Origin of the sequence: Kitasatospora sp. MBT63 (assembly GCF_000710465.2) — a bacterium.
Classification (GTDB): Bacteria; Actinomycetota; Actinomycetes; order Streptomycetales; family Streptomycetaceae; genus Kitasatospora.
Window position 1 is genome coordinate 7,965 of record NZ_JAIZ01000678.1, and the last position, 23,111, is coordinate 31,075.

Consider the following 23,111-nt stretch of genomic DNA (forward strand, 5'->3'; position numbering starts at 1 on the left):
CGGCCGGAACGCTCCGGCCGGGGCTCACTCGTCGTCCTGCGGCTCCGGCTGCATGTCGGGCGTCCAGCCGTACCTCCGCAGACAGATCTCCAGGACGGCCAGCAGCCGCTCCGGGGTCGCCGCCCGGACCCATGGCTTGGCCGCGTCCGCGGCTCCCTTCAGGAGTGCCGCTCGAACCTCCTTGAGGGTCGCCTCGTCGGCGGTCCCCAGCTGGAGACGGAGGAACGCGCCCTTCCTCAGCAGGTCGGACGCCGCGGTCACGGTGAACGCGCTCAGGCCCTGCGGGAACCCCGTCACCTGCGCCCGGCACAGCTCGCCGGCCTCGTGCCGGAACCCGGCGGCCGCGATCTCCGCGGCCTCCACGCTCGGCTCCACCAGGGCCCACGCCTCCGCGGGGAGCCGTGCTCGGAAGCTCTTGAGCTCGTTCAGGTACGGCAGGGCCCGCCGGCCCAGCTCCATGCCGGTCATGGAGTCGATCCCCCTCATCCGCCCGATGCCCGCCTCGACCTGGGGGGTCCGGTGGGGGTGCGACCGGTCCGCGATGCCCCGCTCGTCCTCGCTGTGGCCGAGGTAGAAGCCGACCGAGTGCCGGATCGCGTCCCGGTCCTCCGGGTGGAAGTGTCCGGGGAATTCCCCGCCGCCGAGCAGCGTGTCGTCCGCCCTGGGGTGGATGAGGAACATCCGGCCGTACAGGCGCCCCATGGCGTCCTCGAACCTCAGCCCGCGGGTCCACCCCTTGGACTGCGCGACCTTCGGCAGGCCGTCCCCCTCGTCGCGGTGCGGGCTGACGTCGACGGACACCACCTTGATGCCGGCGAACGCCATCTGGTCGATGACCCCACTGCGCATGCCGACGGCGCCGACGACGTCGAACTCCCGCTCGAGGTACCGCAGCAGGGCGAGTTCCTTGCGCCGGTTGCCGGCCGACGGCCAGTTCCAGTACTCCCGCAGGCTCGGTCCGGTCCAGTCCTCCGGCTTCTCGCCCATCAGGACGACCTCGACCTCCGGCCCGAGTGCGGCCCGCACCTCCGCGATCACCTCCCGCACGCCGTGCTCCCCGGTGTCGAGCGCGGGCGCGTTGGCCCCGGCCCGCCCGCTGTGGCCGCTGCCGCGATAGGTGACGATCACGTACTTCTGCCCGTGCCGGAGCCCGCCGCGGTCCGCGGCCGTCAGGTCGGTCTCGAAGGCCGCTCCCTCCTCCGCGGAGTAGTGCCCGAAGCCGTCGAAGAACGCCCTGTCCCAGTCCTGGAACCAGGCCCGCAGGTGCCCGTCACGGAGCCGCTGCAGCCCCTCCCGCCTGCTTTCGAAGTGCTCCTCCAGGGACCGGTGCAGGGTGTGGGCCTCGGCCCGGTCGTGGATCGTCCGGACCGCCGCCAGCAGCGTCGCGGGGCCGTCGCCCAGCACCCCCGGCAGGTCGGCAGGCCGCGGCTCGCCGACGGGCCAGGCGCGCATGAGCCGTTGCATGCCGGTCTTGTAGCCGATGAGCTCGGGCTCCGACCTGGGGGTGAAGTGGTTCGCCACGTCTTCCGAGGCCTGGGTCTCCTTGCGTCCGAAGCGCTGGGGCAGCTGCTTGGCGGTCGTGTAGAGGACTCGGCGGCCCGCCTTGATCATGTCGTCGTGGAGGTTGAGCATCCCCTCGGCCTGCTCCGCCGTGTCCTGGCCGACGTTCCAGATCAGCAGGCTGTGGCCCGGCTTCACCACCAGCCCCGCCCGCACGTGGTACATGTCGCCGGAGTTCTCCGCCTTGATCACGTACGTCGTCCCCGGGTCGAGCACGGTCGCCAGCTCGGTACCCCGTACGTGGTCGCCTGCGGTGACCGCCCAGACATGGGCGTCGGTCAGGTCTTCACCCGCCGGATCCCAGTCCGCCTCCTGGCCGTCGCGGCGCCACCTGAGCGTGTCCGCCCCGGTCCGCTCGACGCGCAGCCGGAAGTCCCCGTCGGGCCGGGTGATCGCGACCGTGGCCACCCGGCCGGACTCCGGCATCGCCCCGAGGGCCCGCCGGAGGTTCGCCTCCATCCTCTCCAGCGCCGCGTGGCCGGTGCCGTAGTCGTACAGCAGCGGGTCGATCCACCGTTCCGTGGGGGTGCCGCCCTCCGTGTCCAGGAGCTGCTGTTCGTGCCAGCCCGTCGGCAGGAGGATCCTCGTCTCCTCGTCCGCGACCAGCTCCCGGGCCCTGGCGCGCAGCGACCGCCAGTCCACCCGCGCCGGGGCCTGGTTCTGCGGGACAGCGCCCTGGTCCGGCTGGTCCACCAGCCGCACCGGGGCGGGCCGGTCGGGGTCGACGGGGTTGTGGTCGGTGACGGGAGGGACCGGTTCCTGGTCCGGGCGGAGGAGTTCCTGCCCGGCCTCGGTCACCCTGACCTCCCCGCCCTCGACCTGGAGGCGCAGCCATTTGCCGGGACCGTCGACCAGCGGGCGGCCGTCGGCGCCGAAGCCGACGTTGCGGGCCACGACGGCCCGGGCGTCCTGGCCACCGGTCAGGAAGACGGAGCCGTCGCCGGCGAAGGCCACCGGGCGGGTGAGCGCGGCCAGGTGCTCGGCGAGCGGCTGTCCGGTGCGAACGGCCTCCACCCGGTGCGCCGCGATCAGCTCGTGCAGGGCCATCATGGTCCTGCCCGCGAAGGACCGGGCCCCGCCGACCGCGCTGTTGCAGGACAGGAAGCGCACGTCCTCGCCCGCCCACCGGCCGTTTTCGGCGAGCCGCAGCAGCTCTCCGGCGAACCGTTCCGGGGTGACCCGCTCGCCGTTCAGGAGCGGGGCGCCGTCCTCCGGGTGGCCGTGGAACACCAGGGTGAGGTACGGGTCGTCGTGCGGCAGCGCGCGCAGTGCCTCCAGCAGGTCGCGGTGGGCGTCCGAGGCGCGGGCGGGCGGGTCCATCAGCAGGTGCACCCGGTGCCCCTCGGTGAAACGGACGGTGTCCAGGTGCACCGGCTGATCGGTCACCACCGGCCGGGCGGCGCCGGGGTTGAGGGCCAGCTCGATCTCCTGTTCCACGGTGAGCTGCTCGGATTGGTGCTCCCGGCGGGGCTGCGGCGGCGTCTGCCCGTCGCCCTCGTGGTGCCCCTCCTGGACGTGGACCGTGCTCTGAACCTCGGTCACCGTCGGCCGGGCGGCCCAGTAGTAGAGGTTGCCCTCCACCGGGACGGGGTCGCCGTACGGGCCGTCGCCGTCGATCCGCCGCAGGGTGAACCGGACGGGCTGGCGCAGCAGGGCCTGCTCACCCGTCAGGGTGGCCTTGCCGGGTTCGGTGGGCGCCTTGTCGTGCGGGACCCCGCCGATCGGGAGGTCCACGTGCGGCGCGCCGGGGGCGTACGTCACCGGGGTCCGGCGGTCGAAGGTGCTGGTGCCGCCGTACCGGGCGGTGTTGACCGGGACGGTGGCGATCGGGGCCGTCGTCGTCGCGGCGACGTCGAACGGGGTGGCGTTCCAGGTCACCGTGCCGGTGCCGGTGGTGGCCGACTCCAGCTCGGTGGTCCCGGTGAGCTCGTCCTCGCCCCGGGGGCGGACCGCGATCTCGGTGACGTCGCCGACGGCCTCGAGGCCGACCCGCAGCCGGGTCCGGCCGTCCTGGCCGATCGCCACCGTCTCGTACCCCGCGGCCCGGTCCTTGAGCCGGTGGAACACCGCGTGCAGGGTCTGCGGCGAGAGCGCCTGGCGCAGCGCGCTCTGGGTGGCCAGGGGCAGCCCGCTCTCGGTCCGGAGCGGGTGGTCCTCGGCGAGCCTGCTGTCGGTGACGAAGGAGGCGACGGTCTTCCTCGCCATCGCCACGACCCGCTCCGGGACGACCGCCGACACGGCGTCGGCCGCCATGCTGCCGACCAGGCCGTGCACCGGTTCGTAGATCCTCGCCGCGTTCCGGCCCAGCGTGCCCAGCATGCCGTCGCCCCAGGGCCGGGGGGCGTTCAGCAGGGTGACGGCGCTGTCCAGCAGCGTGTTCGTCCTGTCGAAGCCGACCAGGTCGTGCCCCGAGGCCAGTGAGCGCGCCCAGGCCGCGGGGTCCTGGACGACGATCTGCTGCAGCGGGATCGCGCCGGCGTGCTCGGGCCCGGGAGCCGGCTGCTGCTCCTGCGGCACGACCGGCGCCACCGCCCCGGGGGCGGTGGTCATCGACTCGGGGACCCAGGCCTTCACCGGCCGGTCCGGGGTGACCGGCACCGGGGCGTCCAGGTCGACGTACCGGCCGTGCTCCTGCCGGGTGACGGTCACCTCGAAGCGCATCCGGGCGGTGAACAGGCGGGTGGCGCCGAACTTCGACGTCTTGTGCCCGACCTTGGTGGTGATCCCGGACTCGTGGCCGGTGCCGCCGCCGAGCTCGCCGCCCAGCGTGGGGGCGTAGGTGGCGCTGCCGAAGTGCTCGGCGGCCCTCGGCACGCCGTACGAGGGACGGAAGTTGAGGTCGAGGCCGGCGCTCCGGTTCGTCCCGTCGTTGCCCTTGACGGTCCGGGCGATCCCCGTCTTGCGGGTGATCTCCATCGTCGACTGCTGCTGGGCGTCCTGCCAGCCGCCCTCGACGAGGCCGCGCACCAGGACCCTGGTGACGATCCGGCCGGTCCGGGTCTCCTGCACGTAGTGGTCGAGGATGCCCTTGTTGACGAGGTCGTCGAAGTTCGCCGACAGGCTGTGCGCGGAGAACGCCTCGGCGAAGGGCAGGGCCGCGTCGGGGTCCCTGAGCGGCGCGCCGTCCGGCTGCCGGCCCCGGAGCTGGCTGTCGATCTCCCGCAGGATCGCGTTGCTGTCGTGGAACTCGACGACGGTGCCGGCGCCCACCCCCTGCTCCAGCAGATGGGCCTCCCGGGGGTCCGGGACGGGCCCGGCGAGCGGCGTCGCCATCGCCCGGGCGTCCGCGTCGGAGAGCAGGACGAGCACGGTGTGGTGCTCGCTGAGCTGCCCGGCGCCGTGGCCGACGTTCCCGTCCGGGTCGGTGACCCGGCCCTTGACGGTGATCGTCGCCGTGGCCTCGTAGACGTGCCAGGTCCCCTTCTGGGCGAGCTTGCGGGTGGTCGAGGTCTTCTCCTTGACCGTGTCGCTGTACTCGCTCCCGAACGAGCCCTTGGGCTTGCCGCCGCCCCTGAGCTGGTAGGTCGAGGTGTTCAGGCCCTCGGGGGTCTCCGGGAAGCGCCCGAAGTCGGCGGCCAGATTGCCCTTGGTGGTGCTGGTGTTCTTGTCCGCCGTGGCGCTGGACGTGCTGGACTTCAGCTCCAGGGCGAGCTTGCCCTCGCCGGTCAGCGTCTCCCGGTACCGCAGCGTGCCCAGGTCGGTGTGCAGGGACAGGCCCACGGTGTCCCGGTTCCGCCCCGAACCGACGTGCAGGTCCATGGTGTTGACCCACCCGTGGCGCGAGGCCTGGAGGATCCCGGTCAGCCGCCGGCGGTCGGCGAGGACGTCCACGGCCTCGCGCAGGTCCTCCGGCGCCTCCGTCCCGTCCTTCCGGGCGGTGTAGGCCGATCGGAGCGCCTCCTCGACGCGGTCGCGGAAGTTCGCGGTGCCGACGTCGCGCACCAGGTGCAGGACGGGCAGGTTCGCCGGCTCCAGCTCGGCGGGGAGGCCGTCGGCCTGCTGCACGCGATGTACGCCGACCACGAGGTCGCCGACCGGCAGCGGCTCCTGGGGCTCCCCGGACCCGAGGCGGGTGCGGGGGGCCCGCGGGTCCAGCGGGCCGATGTCGACGCCGAGGGTCACCGGGTAGGCGATCCGGTCGGTCGTGGCCTCCAGACTGAAGTCCTGCTTCACCTCGGTCTCGGCCCCGGTGGTGAGCTGGTGCGAGTTCCCGCGGGCGTATTCGAGGCCGACCGTCACGAAGGCGCGCTGGGTGTTGGGCGGGTTCAGCGCGGTGCGCAGCGAACCTCCGGCGCTCCAGGCGTGCTTGCCGCCGAGGCTCACCGACTTGTCGGCCCCCACCGTCCGGGTGACGACCTCCTTCGCGGTGGCCGGGCCGGTGCCCAGCGGCCGGCCGGCCCCGAGGTCGGCCCGGACCAGTATCTCGTACCCGTGCTCCGGGAATCCGGGCAGCCGCGGGGCCTCCAGCACGATCCGGAAGGCGCCCTCCAGCAGGTCCGGGGCGGCCGCGCGCAGCGCGGAGGGCGAGAGCTGCTCGTGCAGGCTGCGCAGGTTGGCGTGCGCCCGCGGGGTGAGCACCGCGGTGGGGCGGCCGCCCGGCGGCGGCAGCAGGCCCGGGGCGTGGGTGTCCAGGTACCGGACGACGTGGGTGACCAGCTCGGTCGACCCCGGGACGTCGAGGTAGGCGGTACGGCTGCGCAGCCCCGGGCCGGTCAGGGCGTCCTGCTGCGGCGCGTCCCCGGCGGGCACCTCGGCGGGCTCCCACAACGGGCTGATCCGGACGACCTCGCCGGTGGTGTGCTCGGGCAGCGGGATGTCGGTGACACGGCTGTGGAATAGGCCGTCGGTGCCGGGCGACAGGTGGTCCTCGATCAGCTGCACCCGGAAGCGGACCGTGGTCGACACCAGGTCCGCCCGGCTCTGCACCTCGTGGCCGTGCTCCAGCGTGAGGGTGTTCTTGCCCTTCGTACCGTGCGAGGTCGCGCCCGTGTAGCCGTACCCGAGGCTGCCCGTGAGCCACTTGCTCTCCTTGGAGAGCGGCGCATCGGACTTCCAGATCTGGCCGGAGAGGCCGTGGTTGGTGCCCACGCTCCGGTTGCTGCCCTCCGAGCGGTTTGCTGCCTGCTCGGCCGACCACTTGGCGCCCAGGACGCTCCTGCTGTCCGTCAGGACCTGGAGGGTGCTCTCCAGCGGCTCGACCGTCAGCCGCAGCCGGCCGGTCCGCCCGTCCGTCAACCGCAGGTCGGGCGAGTCCAGCCCCCAGCTCGACGCGTGCTCGAAGCCGTCGACCACGTTCTTCGTGCTGAGGAAGTCGACGACGGCCCGGTGCGCCGTCGCGTCGGGGCGCCGCTCCTGCGGCAGCGCCGCGAAGACCGCGTCCCGCACGGCGTGCAGGCCCCGGATCGCCAGCGGGTGGCCGCCGACGGGCCGGCCGGCGCCGACGGGTGGCCCGCCCGCGGGGCGGTCCCAGCCCTGCCACCGGAGCGCGGGGCCGTGCACGGCCGAGCTGTGCGGGATCTCGGCGGTCACCTCGGCCGTGATCGGCGGGGGGCCCTCCGGGGGCGGCGTGAGCTCCCGCCCCTGCTCGTCGAGCACCCGCACCCGGTAGCTGAACTCCGAGGCGTAGGTGTCCGTCCGGCCGACCAGGGCGACCTTGTTCGCCGCCGACGCCGTGACCTTGAGGGCGGACTCCGTGCCGTGGCTGGCACCGCCCAGGGCGACGGACACCGTGTGCACCGACTGGAGCGTCGAGTTGATCGGGTGGATGCCGGTCGGCGCCAGGTCCAGGCCCGCCCGGTTGGTCGTGAGCTGGACCATGCGGGGGTCGGACTCGTGAGCCGCCTCGGAGACGACCTCGAAGCCCTCCCCGGTGTTCTCCGCGTCCTCCTCCCCGGTGGTCCGCAACTGCCAGGCGGCGGCCTCCGCCGCGACCACCAGTTCGTGCTGCCGGCCGCTCACCCACACCGTGGTGTGCCAGCCGCCGTTCACCATCTCGGCGTGCTTCGCCCGGAAGTTCGCCGGATCCAGCACCGCGTCCAACTGCCGACGCACCTGCCGGTCGTTCCCCGCGGCGCCGAGCAGCTCGTGCACCCGCGCACGCACCGCGTCCGGGCCCGGCTCACCGACGATCTTCATGCCCTCCAGGTACTGCCGGTGCCGCCCGTCCAGCACCGCAACCGGACGCCGGAGCTCCAGCTCGTGCTCCTGACGCTCCCGCTCCTCACGCTCCAGACGCTGCCGCTCCAGCTCCTGACGCGCCTGCTCCGCGCGTTCCTGACGCTCCGATTCTTCACGTTCAAGGCGCTGACGCTCCTGCTCCAGTCGCTGCCGTTCGAGCTCGCGCCGCTCTTCGAGCTCACGGTCACGCTGCTCGCGCAGGAGCCGGCGCCGGTCCTCCAGCTCGCGTTCGCGTTCCTGACGTTCCAGTTCGAGCTTGCGCTCGTACTCACGCTCGAGCTGGAGCCTGCGCTCGTGCCCGGTGTCGGACTGCGACTCGCCTTCGGACTGGGTGTCGACATCACCGTCGTAGCCGCGGTCCTCGACCGGCCGCCGGTCGCCGTCCCCGGCCAGGGACTCCGTGTCGCCGTCGTAGCCGTCCTCCCCGTCCGACGTCCCGCGGCGCCTGGCGAACCTCAACCCCTCGGGCAGCGGCCTGGTGACCTGCCCGGCCGCGACCTCCGCATAGACCCGCGGAGGCTGCTCCGCCTGTCCCGGATCCCACCTGTGATGGACCGGCTGACCCGCCTCGTCCGGCCACGAATCGACCGACACCCGCTTGCCGGGGCCGCTGACCACCGGGCGGCCCATGGCGTCGTAGCCGACCTCGGCCGCGGTCACGAAGGCGCGGTTGCCGAGTTCCCGGGGGGCGTCGCCCGTGTGCTGCACGAAGGTGGGGGCGAACCAGACGTCCTCCGTGAAGCTGCGGAGCCGGACGTAGGAGTAGCCCATGCCGACCAGGGCGCCTCCCACGGCCTCCAGGTAGCCGGTGCCGTCCTCGGTGGTGAGGGAAGCGAGGCGGCAGGCGTCGAACTCCAGCGGGTCCGTGCCGTTCCAGTGCTTGCTCTGGTACAGCCAGTTGGCCCAATCGGCCATCCGGTCCGCGGTGACCCGCTGCCCGTTGACCGTCGGCCAGCCGTCGTCGTCGGTGTGGACCACGAGCCTGAACGCGCCCTCCGACCCGAGGAGGTGGCTGAACCCCGGCAGCGCACTGCCGTCCAGGACCCACCCGTAGGGCTTGCCCGTCCTGCCCTGGAGGGGACGTCCGGGATTGCTCCCGTCTCCCTGCGGATCGATCTGCAGGGCGTGGATCCCCTGCGCGGCGTTGGAGATCTCCTGCTCGGTGGGCGCCTGCGGCCGGGTTCGCTTCTCCTCCTGGTTCTCCCCCTCGGAGTCGCTCTCGTGGAGCCGCTTGCTTCCGGTCGCCGCCGTGTCGATGCGGCCGAGCAGCGAGTAGCGCTTGTCGCCCGCGAGGAGGACGACCTCCTGGGGCTCCCCGGCCGCCGTCGGTGCGCCCTCCGGCTCGAAGGTGCGCAGCTCGTTTCCGTCGAAGATGTTCAGCCGTACCCGAACCGCCGAGGCGACGATCCTCGGGATGACGTCGCCCAGGTTCCCGGCCGGCTGTCCTCCGGTCCGGACCGTCCACTGGACGTCCCCCACCGTGAGTCCGTGCGGCCCGGCGATCCCCTCGACAGCCTCCTTGTGCTCGCCGATCCAGGCGTGGAGGAGCGTGCGCAGATCCCTGACCTTGGCGGCGTCGTTTCCGTGCGCCGTCACCCCCTCGACCTGCGAAAGGACCAGGGCCTTGTAGAAGCTGTCCCCGTCGTGCCCTGCGGCCACGATCCGGTACCCCTCGCCGATCAGGGTCCGGGAGTCTTCGAGGTCACGCTTGGCCCTCCAGAGCTGGGCCAGCTTGGGCAGCACCTTCTTGACCAGGTTCTCGTAGTGCTCCTTGGACGTCTGACCCGGCTTCCGGTCGGCGTAGAGGATCTCCTCCAGTTGGTCGATCGCCCGCTTGGCCTCGTTCCGGAGATCCCTCGTCTCCCTGCGGTTGCGGCCGTCGCCGAGGAATCCTTCGACCTCCTGCCGGACCTTCTCGTAGCGCTGCTGGAGGTATTCCAGACGCTTCTGGTGGAACCACTCCGACGTCCCGTCGGAAGGCTGGTGTCCGAGCGACTCCAGGACCTTGTTGACCGATTCGAGGTCGAGCCCGCGGTCCTTTCCGTAGACCCCCACCGGCTTGCGCCGGAGGTCGATTCCGCTCGGCGGGGCGAATTCGGTGTGGCCCGGCCGGCGCGAGTCGAACGGGGACGCATAACGGCCGGACGCCGTCGGGGATTCGGTGATCTGCACCCGCTCGTACCCGGGGGGTGTGGCACCGCCCCTGGTGAGACCGCTCGGCCTGGCGTGCCAGTGCTCCATCCGCTTCGAACCGGTGGCCCCGCGCTCTTCCAGGTAGCGGACGTGGTGGCCGATCAACGCCACGGACTCCAGGTTCCCGGAGCGGGCGCCGAGGTGGCTCAGGGCGTGGTTCCGGTGGAGGTAGTCGTACAGCCTGAGCTGCCCGATCCGGTTGCCCTCCGTCCATCGCGCGACGGCGGCGTCGTGCTCCCAGAAGCCGGTGATGTCGTGGAACTTCACGCCGGGGAGTTCGCCGGCCATCTGCTGGACCAGCTCCTGCCACTTGTTCGGCCGGCGGGGATGGGGGTCACCCGTGATGACGACCGCGTCGTAGTACCCGCCCGCCATGCGAAGGAGTTGCCGCGTGCCCTCGAAGCTCGTGTCGTGCTCCATCCGCCCCTTGACGTCGTCCCAGTGGGACTTCTTCCCGGTGAAGCGGGACCAGAGCACCAGGACCTTTCCCCGGTGCTCCGGGAGCGTGACGCCCTTCGCCGTCAGCCAGTTCGCGATCTCGGCGTCATGGGCATCGGTCACGGCCCGGTGATCGGGATGCAGCCCCCAGGCCTCCCGCAGGTCCTCGCGCAGTTTCCCGCCGAAACCGCCGCCGACGACCTCGGTCCCGTACTGCGTGTCCTTGATCGCCTCCGGGAGATCCGCCGGAGAGATCTTCAGGACCTTCCGGGCAATGTCCTTGGCCTGCGGGTCCAGGCTGTTGTAGAGGTCCTTCGTCCGCATGCTCGGCACGTCGGCGACGTGGATGCGATCCGCCGGAATCCTGATGGATTTGTAGAACTTCAGGATCTCCTCGGACTTGTCCCTGCTGTCGTGGCCGTCCGCTCCCCGCGCCGGGCCACGGCCGATCACGACGTGCAGGTTCGGGTCGTGGAGCAGCGCCGCCGCGATACCGAACTGGTCGCCGGACGAGTAGCCGGGCTGCTTGATGATCCGCGTCTTGCCGTCCGGGGGTGCCAGCGGGGCGACCTCGGTCGCCTCGTGCGTGCCGTCGTGGGGCTTCGGCACGGAGACCGGGTCGACCCAGACGTGGCTGCGCGCCTGCGGGGCGGCGGCGTCACGGGCCTCGTCCCAGCTCCGGTGGCCGGCCCCGTCGCCGGGGTGCCGATCGAGGTGCCCGACGACGGAGGAGATCAGCTGCAGGTGGCGATCGCGCAGACCGCCCTGCCGCAGGCCCTGCGGGGCCGGGGCGTGCGGGTTCCCGGCCAGGCTGCCGTCGACGTCGGGCCGGTGCGGGAGGTCCGCCGTCCGGTACTCGTCGCGCAGACCCAACTGGTGGCCCAACTCGTGTACGTAGTCCAGCGGTTCGGCGTCGGCCCACCATGCGCCCTGGTCCATCGGCCGGTCCCGCCCGACCAGGTCCACCGTCAGATGGGCCTGCGCACCGGGCTCGACCCGCACCACGGTGACGTGCATCCGGTCACCGTTGGCCAAGCGGTGACCCGGCGCGTTGAGGTGCTCCTCCACTCCCCCGACCAGCTTCTCCCACACCGCCGCGGCCTCGCGCCCGCCACCCTCGCGGAACGCGATCCGCACCGTCAGATCCGTGTGCTCCTCGCCACCGTGCTCGAAACGCCGGGCCTCGAAGGACGATCGCACCACGAAACGCGGCGTCCGATCGACCCGCGACGGCACCCGGTGGGCGAAGGCGTCCTCGTGGGTGCGTTCGTGGGCCTGCCAGGAGACCGCGTCGAACTGGTCGAGGGTCCACAGTTCGCGGTAGCGGGTGAAGAACTCGTCGCCGTACGCGCGCCTGAGCGCGGCGGCCCGGTCCTCGCCGAGGACGTGCGGCCGGGCCAGGTCGTCGAAGGCCCGCGCGGCCTGGCGGAGGGCGGGCGCGGCCTGCCGCTCGAAGGCGGCGTGCTCGACCAGTTCCCGGTCCAGGTCGCTCCGGCGCCGGGCCCACTCCTCCTGTCGTCCGGTCAGGTCCTCGGCGGTGCGGAACAGTTCGTCGAAGGCCCGCTCGGTCCGCTGGGTGTGGCCTTCCGCCAGCCGGTCGCGGGCGTGCTCGGACGGGACGCCGTGCTCCTGGGCCGCCGTCCGCGCGGCGGTCTCGGCGATGCGGTGGGCCGCCGACCGTGCGGCGCGGTGCAGCAGCAGGTCGCGGATGTTCCCGGCCTCGGTGAGCCCTTCGATCGCGCGGCGCAGGACGGCCGGGCGGTCGGAGTGTTCGAGGACCTGCTGGTCCAGCGCCTCAGCGAGGTCCCGGGCCGCCTCCTCCTTCGCCCGGTGGAGGTCCCCGGCGGTGACCCCGAAATGTTCGGCGAGCGCTTGGTGCCCGGGGGCCGACTGCCAGGACTCGACCGCCTGCTCCGCCTCCGCGAAGGCCTGCCGGATCGCGCTCTCGCGCGCCAGCTGGACGGCGAACTCGTGGGGCAGACCGGCGATGTGCCCGCCCAGGGCCAGCTCGAACAGCTCCACCGCCTCGGTGCGCCCGCGCCGCCGCCCAGTGGCGTCGAGCGGGCCGGTGATCCCGGCGAAGTCCTCGGCGACCCGCTCGAGCAGCCGCTTCTTGATCGCCGCCGCACTGGCGTCCGAGGGCTTCGGCTGCCCCGTCACCCCGACCGCGGCGAGCAGGTCCCGGTCCGCCGCCGAGAGCCGGTCGCGCCAGCCGTCGTCCCGGACCGCCCGGTCGACCAGGCGGTCGGCCTCGGCGAGGGCGCGCTCACGGTCGGCGTGCAGGGCGAGTTCCTCGCGCAACCGGACGGTGAGCCGCTCCAGGGAGTCCCGCGCCTGCGCCCCGGCCTCCTCGGCGGTGTGCTCGCCGGCGTCCTCGGGCCGGGCGTGCAGCCGGGCGGCCTCGGCCTCGGCGCGGGCCAGGAACCCGCTCTCCGTCGCCGTGCGGACGGCCCGCAGCGCGGCCTCCGGGAGCGGGGCGGGCGCACGGGTGGGACCGGTGCCGTCGCCGAGGAGCTTGGAGGCCCCCGTGGCCTCCAGGGCCCGCTCGAAGCGCTCGCGGGCCATCCGGACGTAGCTCTCGCGCACCGCTGCGACGCGCACCAGTCGGTCCAGGTCGGCGAGGATCCGCTCGCGGTCCTGCGGCCGGGCCGCGAGTTCCCCGTGCAGCATGTCCTGGGCCCGGCGGTGCACCGCCGCCGGCAGGTCCGCCGGCGCGTGCTCGGGGAGGTGCACAGATCCCTCGGCGAGCTGCTCGGCCAGCCGGCCGCGGGCTGCTTCGTCGAGCGGGTGGGCGCTGTTGTCGGGGTCCTTGCGGTGCTGTTCGGCGGCTTCGGAGAGCTTGGTGTCGTAGGCGTCCTGGAGGTCCCGCTGGGTCTGCCGCCACTGCTCCGCCCGGGTGCCGTCCGCTTCGGCGCGGACGTGCTCGGGGGCGTCGGCGTAGCGGTAGGAGGGTCCGGCGGCGGTGTGGTCCGGCCGCGTGCCGTCCTGCGGCGGGTGCGCGGGCCCGTCGGTGAAGGCCAGCGCGCCCGTGAGATGCCGGTCCGGGTCGAGCTCGCGCTCCGTCGGCACCGTGTCGTAGCCCTCGGGCACCTGCCGGAGCGGGTCCGAGGTGTCGAGCGGGACGGGCTCCGGGTGCGGATCCTCGGCCGTCGGGCGCCGGAACTCCAGCCACTCGCCGCCCCGGACCAGCACCGGATGCCCGGCCGCGTCGTAGCCGACGTGGGAGGCCACCACCAGGTGCCCGGCGGCGGCCGGGACGACCGCGTCGCCCTCGACCTTGGGGACGAAGTACACCTTCCCGTCCGCGGCCAGCGCCTTGGTGCCCAGATTGTGCTCGCCCAGCAGCCGCATCACCTCGGTGACGTAGCCCTTCCCCGCCGTGCCGGCCAGGTCGCAGACGACGAAGTGCAGGGTGTCGGTGCCGTTCCAGGTCCCGTCCTCGGCGAGCCGGCGCAGCGTACCGGCCATCTCCTCGGGGGTGATCGGCGCTCCGTCGCGGGTCGGCTGTCCGTCCGCCCCGCCGTGGACGGCCACGGTGAAGACGCCCTCCCGCACGGGGAAGCGCGAGAGCGTCTCGCGCAGGTCCCACCGCCGGGCGGCGTCCAGCTTCAGGTCGCCCATCCAGCGACCCGGCACGGTGCTGTCGAACTCCTCCAGGGACTCGCCGCGCCGCACCAGCTTGAGGTAGTTGCCCAGTTCCTCCCGGAGGACGTCGTACGAGGGCACGACCCCCTCCCGGACCTCCGCCCTGGTCCGCACCGCGGTGGCCTGGTGGATCATCGCTTCGGCGCGGCCGGCGGCCCGGGCCTCGGTCTCCTGGCGGGCGCGCTTGCGGTAGGCGTCCGCGAGCTGCCCCGCCAGGTCCTTCGCCCCGTCCTTGCTGCCCGGCAGCAGGAAGTCCTTGAGGGAGGTCTCCAGTTCGTCGCGGAGCCGCTGCCCGCCCTCCCGGTCGCCGGTGCTGTGGTAGTGGTCGGCGAAGACGCCCGCGAGGGTCTCCCGGACCTTCCCCACCGGCTGCGTCAGCTTGTCCGCCGGCAGTTCCACCGTGCGGACGGCGCTGCCGGTCCACAGCGTGTCGGCCTCGAGGATCTTGAGCGACCGGTACTGGGCGAAGCCGTCGAACGCCTCGTTCTTCAGCAGCTTGCCCAGGAAGTCCCCGGCCTCGCCCAGCGGGCCGCCCTTCCCGAGGTCCAGGGTGTGGAACCGATCCCTCCACGCCTGGCGGTCGTTCAGGACCTCCTGCGGGGTGCCCAGGACCCACTCCCGCCAACTCCGCTCCGGGTTGGTGATGGAGCCGATGATCCGGTCGACCGAGCCGCGGTTGATGTCCTGGTGCAGCGCCAGGGCCTCCACCACCGCGTGCTCCAGACCCGGGCGCCCCTTGAGATACCGCTCCACGTAGTGCTGCGCCGCCACCAGCGACTGGGCGCCCTGCACGTAGTCGATCATCAGAACCCTGCGGCCGTTCAGCCGCTCCGGGGTCAGCCCGCCGAGCGTCCGCTCGAACGCCATGTCAAGGTGGTCGAGCTGACGGTCGTTCGGCAGGGGGTTCGGCTTCCCCTGGTCGTTGACCAGCCCCTTCGCCACGACTGCCGTCTCGTCGCGCGGGCCCGGACGGAAGCTCGACAGCGGCATCGACAGCGCGTCGCGCCCCTGCTCGTGCAGGAGGGCGACCACACCGGCCGGGCTGCGTCCCAGACCGAGGTAGAAGTACTCGGACGGGGGGTACTCCTTCACCATCCAGTCGCCGGCACGCTCGACCGCCTCCATCACCTCCACGTACTCCGTGCGCTGCCGGTACGCGGCGAACCGCCGGGCGTCGGACCAGAACTGCTCGTGCGCGTCGTTCCGGTAGTCGGTCCGCGGGGCGCGCTCCAGGAATTCCTGCACCAGGTCCTTGGTGCCGGAGGTCAACGGCTTCCCGTGGTCGGCCAGCCAGTCCTCGATCCGCTTGGCGCCCAGCAGTTCGCCCTCGACGCTGACCCTGCGGTACGGGACCTCCTCCCGCCGGAACTCCTCGGGTCCGCCGGGCGCACCGAAGTTCTTCATGGTGCCGTCGGCGTTCTTGATGAAGCGGTTCTGCTGCAGGAACTTCGGCGGAACCTCGCCGAAGCGCTCGGCGCCCGGCATCGACTCGTGGAACTCTCCGGAGGTGTAGTACTCCGGGAGCTTCGAGGCGGTCGTGCTCACGATCGCCATGATCTCCGAGGCGTTCTCGCCCCCGGTGTCCTCGTGCTTGGTGTACTCGTGCCAGTTGCCGCCGCCCTCGATCACCGGACGCCCGTCCTGGTCGAAGCCGACCTTCTCGGCGACGATCAGGTGACCGGTGCCGGAGCCCTCCGCCATTGTCTTCTCCCCGGTGAAACCGGGCGCCACCCAGACCGGGCCGTCGGCCGCCCTCGCCTTCAGGCCGGCGAACTCCGGCTGCTTCCAGACGAGTTCCATCACCTCCGCGCCGAAGTGGACGTGATCGCCGCCGTTCAGGTCACAGGCGATGAAGTCGATGATCTTCCGGCCGCCGAGCTGCCCGTGCTCGCCGAGCGCGACGATGACGTCGGCGACGTCCCGCGGCGACAGCTCGCTGCCGCTCCCGTCGGTCGGGACGCCGTCCGCGTTGGTGTGCATCACCAGGGCGTAGCGCGCGTCGTCCTTGGGCCGGAGCTCCAGAGCCTTCTGGACGGAGTCCGGGAGCTCCTTGCCGACCACCCACGCCGACCTGTCCCCGGTGCTCAGCGGGTGGCCGTGCTCCGACGCCGGGCCGTAGTCGGGCGGCGACGGGTGCTGCACGGCACTGGCCGTCACGACGCGGGAGGGCGGGGGCACGTCCGGCGAGGGGGTCTCGGCGTGGGCGGTGGCCGTCGCGTGCCCGGTGCTCTCCTCCTCCGCCGGTTTCGGCACCGCTCCTTCTCCGCCGACCGTCGCGACAGGCTTCGGGGGCTCGGGGGCCTCGGCCGTCTTCCGCTCCTCCCCGCCGCTCCCGCCGCTCGTCCGGCCGTCGGAGGACAGCTTGATGTTCTCCGGCCGGGTGGGGGCGCCGTCGAGGGGCTTCACCGAGGGCACGCCGCCGGCCTCCGTCCCCTCCGGGCCGGAGCGCCACAGCGCGGTCGGGTGGCCCATCAGGGTGGAGACCACGGCGAGCGGGAAGCGGGCGTAGTTGGGCATGGCCAGGTCCAGTTGCTGGAGCTTGAGCCGCAGGGGGCCGCCCGCGATGTGCCCCAGGTGTCCCAGCGCCCCCATCGAGACGCCGCCGTAGAAGCTCTCGATGCTGACGGTGAACTTGTGGTCCTCGCCGAAGGCGAGGTTGTAGGACCCTTCGGTGAGGACGTTCTGGACGCCTCCCCTGATCCAGCCGCCGACGCCCTCGCCGAACCGGTACAGGAACTGCCCGGCGGTCTGCGGGTGGAGTCCGTCCATCAGGCCCACCGCGGTCCGGGCGAGGTCCTGGGTGGCCTTGACGGTGTCCTTGAGCCCCTGCAGCTCCAGGTTCTTCGCCTCGCTCGCCGCCACGTTGCCGGCGAGGCCCTTGAGTTCGTTCTGCAGACTTGCGATGCGCTTGGTGAGGCTCTCCAGGGCCTTGCCCTCGGCCTGACCCGCGGTCTCGACCAGGGTCCGCGCCAGCTTGTTGAAGGCTCCGAGGTCCACGGCGTAGCGGCCGCCGGCGGCCGCGGCCCGGGCCGCGACCAACCTCCCTGCCGCGTTGGCGAGTTGGGCGTCGACGCCCTGCTTGATCAGGCCCTGCTCGAACAGCTCGCCCATCTGGTGGGACAGCCGCTCCACCTTGGTGAAGCCGTGCCCGAGGTTCTCCACCGCCCCCAGGGCGGCCGTGTCCAGCTTCTTCTCGGCCTGCGCGACGCCCTCCCCGGCGGTGTGCGCGAGCTCGCCGAGCTCCTTGCGCCAGGTGAGCCCCAGGGTGTCCTTGGCGGCGGTCTTCGCGGCCTGCTCCGCGAGGTCGTTGCGGACCATGTTCAGGACGGTCTGGAAGCTGCTCGTCGGGGCGTTCCGCAGGCCCTTGAGGACCCCGTCCAACTCGGCCGTGGTGAGGGTCTTCAGCTCGCCCTTCAACTCGGACCCCGCCAGGGTCTTGATGTCGGCCAGCAGGCCCTTGGTCAGGCCGCTCCCGAACATCCGCCCGAACAGCTTGCCGATGCCGAAGGTGAGCAGCTCCAGCGGACCGGTCAGCAGGCCGTTGATCGCGCCCATCTCGATGGACTGGACGAAGGACTCGCTCTCCCAGCGGTCCTTGTGACCCTTGCCGATCTGGATGCCCTGGATGATGCCGTCCATCAGCATGGCGGTGGTGATGGAGAGGAACTCGTGCAGCAGGAGCTGCTTCAGCAGCCAGAGGAAGACCTGCTTGATCAGTTCGCCGGTGACCTTATAGGCGACGAAGATCTCCGCGATCGAGCCGCCGAAGGTGATCGGGATCATGGCGATGGCCCAGGCGATCTGCGCCACGAGCTGGATGAGCTGAGCGATGATCATCCACTTGGCGTACTCGACCTTGTTGGCCACCTTGTGGGCGAAGTCGCCGAGCTGCTTGGCGACTTCACCCGAGGACGACACATAGTCGGTGCTGCCGGTGTCGCCGATGAGGCGGCGCATCTGGAGCAGGAAGGCGTCGGCCGCCTTCCCCTCGAAGCTGTCCCTGCAGCAGTTGACCAGGTCGACCAAGTAGCCCCGCAGCTCGGGGACCTTCTCGTGGATCGCCAGGTAGTCGTCGCCCGCCGCGCGCAGGTCGTCCTCGTTCGCCTCCGGCCACTTCATGCCAGTGGCGATGCTGAAGAACTTGGCCAGGCCCGGCGGCAGCATGATCGACACGGGAACGGACTCCTGGCGGGGAACGGGCGCAGCGGCGCCCGGGGACGGACGGAGGGTGGACTTGGCTGACGACTCGTCAGGGCAGGTGCGCGGCCTGGTCGTCGCCGTTGTTCAGGATGTCGGCGGTGTTCGTCCCGCCCTGGCCGGCGTTCTCGACGGCATGCCACACCTTCTTGAGCAGCTCGGTGATGGTGGCGGTGGGCTCGTCGACGTTCTCGTGGTAGGTCTTGCCGAGCTCGTCGTGGCCCGCCGAGTTCTTGTTGTACTCGTTGATCTCCCGGATCTTGGCCTCGATCTCCTTGAACAGGTCGGCCAGCTCCGGGTACTTGCCGAACTTGGCCTTCAGGTCTTCCAGCGAGGTCAGCTGCTCACCCACGGAACTCCTCCTGCCGGTCGCGCTTGCGCCGCTCCGCGGCCGCCTCCTCGTCCGCGAAGCCGGGCCGCATCTGCCGCAGCGGGGCGAACAGCGACTCCAGCTCCGTGCCGCCGGTCATCGAGGCCGCCAGCGTCTCGCCCAGGCCCTGGAACTCGCCCATCGTCGCGGCCACCCGGTCGCCGAGGTCGGCGCGCGCCGTGTTGAGCACGTCGGTGACAGCCTTGGCGAGTTCGGCCGGCGCCATCGAGCGGTAGCCGGTGGTGTGGAAGGTCAGCGACACCACCTGTCCCTGGGCGCCCACCACCGCGGTGACCAACCGGTCCTTGGAGGTCGCCGAGGCGGTCGCCGCCTCCAGTTCCTTGGCCACCGCGGCCATCTTGGCCTGCTGCTTCTCCAGCGCGGCCATCGTCTGCTCGATCTGCTCGGCGAAGGACAACTCCATCGGCCCGCACCTCCGTCTCTTCCCGCGGGCACGCCCCGGGCCCGGCGGCGCCGGGCCCGGGACCACCGGTCCATTGGGCTGTACGGTTCTCTCTACGGCTGGACGGGACCCGCGGGTTCGATGCCGGCCCGGGGAAGCCGGCGGTGCTCCGCTCAGCGGCCGATGACGCCCGTCACCGCACCGGAGTCGGTGCCCCAGACCTCTTCGTCCTCGGTCAGCCAGGTGGTGCGCTGCCGCTCCTTCTCCGTCTGGCCCGCCCCGGCGCCGCCGAGTCCGCCCATGCCCATCGGGGGCATCATCGGGCCGCCCATGCCGCCGGTGGTCGAGATCCCGCGGCCCAGCAACTGGGACTCCTCGGCGGCCTGTTGCGCGGCCGCTTCCTCCTGGGCCAGGGCCCCGGTGGCCGAACCGCCGTTCAGCTCCGCGAGCCGACCGCCCGAGCCGACCGTGGGCGGCCCGGCGGTGAGGGAGCCGAGCCCCTTGCCACCGGAGCCGCCGAGGCCTCCGAGGGAGCCGGTGGAACCGATGCCCAGGCTGTCGGAGCCGCCCCACGTCAGCGGCGGGACGGTGAGACCGCCCGTACCGGACCCGCCGGTGGACCCACCGCCGCCGCGGAGGCCGAGCGCGTGCTCCTGGTCCGACAGCAGCTGGGAGAACGGCGAGACCGTCCGGCCGCCGGCGTCCCGGACGGTGCCGTCCTTGTCGACGGTCGAACCCTTGTCGAGCACCACGGGATTGCCGTTGGCGTCCAGCACCGGTTTCCCGTCGGGGCCGGTGACGGTCCCGTCCGCGTTGACCTTGGAACCGGCCGGGACCTTGAAGACGCTCCCGGCACCGGTCGGGTCCGGCTTCCCGACGGTGGTGCCCGGCGGGACGGTCCGGGGCTTGCCGTCCGGGCCGAGCAGCGGTTTGCCGTCGGGCCCGATGAGCTCGCCCTTGCCGTTGACCGTGGTGCCGGGCGGCACGAGCAGCGGCTTGCCGTGCTTGTCGAGGAGCGGCTTGCCGTTTTTGTCCAGCAGCGGCGACTGTCCCCCGCCGGTACCGATGCCGCCCTTGCCGGAGTTGCCACCGATACCGCTGTGGTTTCCGGTGAGCGGGGGCGGGGTCCCGCCGCCGATGTCCTTCTTGCTGTTCGGGCCGTCCTTGAGGTCCGGGCCGCCCTTCGTGTCCGGGCCGCCCTTGGTGTCCGGCCCGCCCTTGGTGTCCGGGGTGTTCGGCTTGTCGGTGGGCAAGATCATCCTGGGCGGATCGAACTTCCCGAGCCGGGCGGCCGCGGTGTCGTAGGCGGTCGTCAGCTCGGTCTGGGCGGTCATGGCCGCCGAGTCCAGCGTGGTGACCACGTTGAGCAGCCACCAGTGCTTCGCCATCTTCTCCAGGTTCTGGGCGAACGGCTTGTCCGTACCGCTCTCCGGCCAACCGCTCGCACCCCCCAGATAGCCCACGGAGTCCGTCGAGCCCGACCAGGTGACGACGTCGCCGGTGCCCTTGGTCGGCGACAGCGCCAGCGTCGTCCAGATGAAGGCCATGTGGAGGCACGCGTGCGGCCAGGCCATCCCGTAATTGTCGGCCTTGTACGTCCAGCCGTCGCCGAATTCTCCGTACGTCGATTCGCCCTGCCAGCTCTGCCAGGCGGTGAAGAGGTCCTGCGCCGCCTTGCGCAGCGCGCTCTCGGCCGCGCGCAGTTTCTCCGCGTTGTCGTTCTTGGTCTCCTTGGCGGCCTTGCCGTCACCGTCGGCTCCGGACCCGCCCAGCCGCCGGTGCAGCTGGTCGAACTCGGTGCGCAGCCCGATCAGCACTTCCCTGAAACGGTTCGCCGCGCTGCCCTGGAAGTCGCTGTCCGCGCCGTCCACGTGCTTCGCCCAGGCGACGATCTCGTCGATCCGCGCGGTGCACCACGTGTCGACGCCCTCGATGAGGGCGGCCGCCGACTCGAAGGACGTCGGATCGGTCGTGTCGTTCCGTCCCTCGGTCAGCAGCGGTTTGAAGACGTGCTCCCCGGCCCATTCGAATCTGCTGAGGATGCTCTTGTCCTTGTCCCAGAGCTCCCAGTGGTACGTCGCGCCGATCAATGTGCTCTTGCCGTCGCTGTAGGTCCATTCGGCCCACATGTCGAGACCGGCGTTGTCCTTCAGGTCGAACCCTTTGGTCTTGCGACTGTTGTTGTTGCCCACCCAGTCCGTCTGGACGTTCAGACTGCCGAGCCACGGCTCGCCGACCACGTCGTCGCGGGTGGCGCTGTCGGTCAGCGAGGTGGGCGCGAACGCCTTCACCATGTCCTCCCAGGGGTAGGACACGGAGGACGTCTTGGGATCTGCCATCTTCTCTTCCCGGCTGTGGAGGACGGGCTGCCCGCCGGGGCCGGGCGCAGGCTCCGGCGGGCCCGGCCCCGGTGGTGGTCAGCTGAGTTTCGGCGGAGCGGAAGTGGAGCCCGTGCCGCCGCCCAGCACGTCCTGCAGGACATCGAGCATCTGGGCTTCGGTCAGGGAGTCGCCCTCCCCGTCCCAGAGCTTCGCCTTCGCGTTCTGGAGGTCGACGACGATCTTGTCGACGCTCCCCCTGATGGTCTCCAGTGCGTCGCCCAGGCTGGCGCGGTACTGCTTGATCTGTTCCCGCAGGTTCGCGACCGGGATGAAGGTGTCGTTCCCCGGCAGGAGGGCCGGGCATTCGATGACCTTGCTCTTCTCGCTCTTCACGTCCACTTCGAACGTGTACAGCGTGTCCGCGAACTTGTTGAGGCCGTCGAACGAGACCTCGATGTTCTGCTCGACCATGGATGGACACCCCGATCCGTCAGTGGAACTGCTTCCGGGCCTGGTCGTCCGACTCGATCATGATCTGGTGCATGTTGGTGAGCGTGTTCGCCGCGGCGGTGATGTCCTTGTCCATCGCGCCCGCGTTGGCGGTGACCTGCGCGGAGAAGTCGTGGAAAGCAGTGGCCGCGGCACCCTGGAAGTGGCCGCCGTCGATCACGTCCCCCAGCTTCCTGATGAGCTCGTGCAGGCTTTCGTCCATCATCTGGCCCGCCTGCTTCAGTTCGGTCGCCGCCTGCGAGACGGTCTCGTGGTGGAGCTTGATGCTGCCGAATTCCATGGGAAACGGTTCTCCTTCCTAGGTGGTGGTCTCAGTCGCCCTGCAGGCCCAGGAAGATGCCGTCGGCGGCGTGGGCCCGGGCGTCCTCCTCGGCCTGGTTCAGGATCTGGTTCGCGCCCTGGGTGGACTGCATGAAGTGCTCGAAGGCACCGGTGACCTTCTGGTAGCGGGCCATCCAGTCCTCCACCCTGCTCTGGAACACGCTGGAGGCGCCGGAGATGTAACCCGCGCCCAGCTCCTCCTTGATCCGCTCGACGGTACGGCCGGCGGTCACCATGTTCTCGATCTGGTGCTCCAGGTCGGCGAGGACCTTGCGGATCGCCTCGTCCTCCTTGGCCAAGGTGCCCTGGTCAACCATGGTGTTCTCCCTTCCCTGCGCTCGCCGGACGGACCGCCCGGCGGGGATTCCTGTTCAACACAACGGCCCTGCGGCACAGGGTGGTTCAGCCGCACGGAAGAACGGCCCGCGGCGCGGCCGCGGCGGGCGGCGAGGCGCCCGTGCCGTCACCGAGGGCGGCCGGGTCGAGGCCGGGTCCGGACGGCAGCAGCCCGAGCACCGTCGAGGGCACCCCGACCGGGGTGAGGCCGCCGTAGCCGAGCTGCTTCGCCGCGGCCGACGACGGCAGCGGATAGCGCACCCCGGTCTCGGTGACCAGGTACTCCGCGGTGCCGACGCCGGCACCGGACAGCGCCCGGACCAGGGCTCCGCGGCCGGGCCGGACGGCGATCAGGTCCGCGGTCGCGCAGGCGCCCGCCGGCGTGCCGGCCGGAGCGGCCGGGGCGCGGCCCGCTTCGGCCTGGTCGGCGGGGAGCACGGTGACGGTGGTCGTGGGCGATCCGTTCCCGGCGTGCAGATCGGCACAGACGCCTTCCCCCCGCTGCGGCATCACCAGGGCGGGTGGCCGTTCCGGGAGGCCGGCGCCCGGCGGGGCGCCGGGCGCGGTGTGCCCGGCGAGGTCCATCGCGCCGATCGGCGCGGCGATCGGCGGGGGGGCGCCCCCGGGGGCCCTCTTGGGC

At 72.0% G+C, this 23,111-nt stretch carries 8 protein-coding genes; all 8 read right to left on the reverse strand.

The features are described 5' to 3' along the window. Positions 1-24 precede the first annotated feature (24 nt). Positions 25-18,186 (reverse strand): hypothetical protein, encoded by an 18,162-nt coding sequence (locus AA75_RS35700; RefSeq protein ID WP_033824547.1) that lies wholly within the window; start codon positions 18,184-18,186, stop codon positions 25-27. Between the two features lie 76 nt (positions 18,187-18,262). After that, positions 18,263-18,562, reverse strand: coding sequence for a hypothetical protein (locus tag AA75_RS35705; RefSeq protein WP_033824548.1), 300 nt, complete (start codon positions 18,560-18,562; stop codon positions 18,263-18,265). After that, positions 18,555-19,004, reverse strand: coding sequence for a YbaB/EbfC family nucleoid-associated protein (locus tag AA75_RS35710; protein WP_051814028.1), 450 nt, complete (start codon positions 19,002-19,004; stop codon positions 18,555-18,557). The genes AA75_RS35705 and AA75_RS35710 overlap by 8 nt, the downstream gene beginning before the upstream one ends. A 152-nt stretch (positions 19,005-19,156) precedes the next feature. After that, positions 19,157-21,322 (reverse strand): hypothetical protein, encoded by a 2,166-nt coding sequence (locus AA75_RS35715; RefSeq protein ID WP_033824549.1) that lies wholly within the window; start codon positions 21,320-21,322, stop codon positions 19,157-19,159. 78 nt (positions 21,323-21,400) lie between these two features. Further along, positions 21,401-21,775 carry a hypothetical protein gene (locus AA75_RS35720; RefSeq protein ID WP_033824550.1) on the reverse strand — a complete coding sequence of 125 codons (375 nt, stop codon included), beginning with the start codon at positions 21,773-21,775 and terminating at the stop codon, positions 21,401-21,403. A 19-nt stretch (positions 21,776-21,794) separates the two neighbouring features. Next, on the reverse strand, positions 21,795-22,094 hold the full coding sequence (locus tag AA75_RS35725; RefSeq protein ID WP_033824551.1) for a WXG100 family type VII secretion target: 300 nt from the start codon (positions 22,092-22,094) through the stop codon (positions 21,795-21,797). A gap of 31 nt (positions 22,095-22,125) precedes the next feature. Then, positions 22,126-22,452 carry a hypothetical protein gene (locus tag AA75_RS35730; protein WP_033824552.1) on the reverse strand — a complete coding sequence of 109 codons (327 nt, stop codon included), beginning with the start codon at positions 22,450-22,452 and terminating at the stop codon, positions 22,126-22,128. Between the two features lie 85 nt (positions 22,453-22,537). Further along, positions 22,538-23,111, reverse strand: a 574-nt coding sequence (locus tag AA75_RS35735; protein WP_206743463.1) for a type VII secretion protein EccB, incomplete at its 5' end; no start/stop codon positions are given.

Coding starts and splice junctions, on each gene's coding strand:
- AA75_RS35710 (WP_051814028.1), bottom strand. CDS start 19,004: ATGGAGTTGTCCTTCGCCGAGCAGATCGAGCAGACGATGGCCGCGCTG.
- AA75_RS35715 (WP_033824549.1), bottom strand. CDS start 21,322: ATGGCAGATCCCAAGACGTCCTCCGTGTCCTACCCCTGGGAGGACATG.
- AA75_RS35720 (WP_033824550.1), bottom strand. CDS start 21,775: ATGGTCGAGCAGAACATCGAGGTCTCGTTCGACGGCCTCAACAAGTTC.
- AA75_RS35725 (WP_033824551.1), bottom strand. CDS start 22,094: ATGGAATTCGGCAGCATCAAGCTCCACCACGAGACCGTCTCGCAGGCG.
- AA75_RS35730 (WP_033824552.1), bottom strand. CDS start 22,452: ATGGTTGACCAGGGCACCTTGGCCAAGGAGGACGAGGCGATCCGCAAG.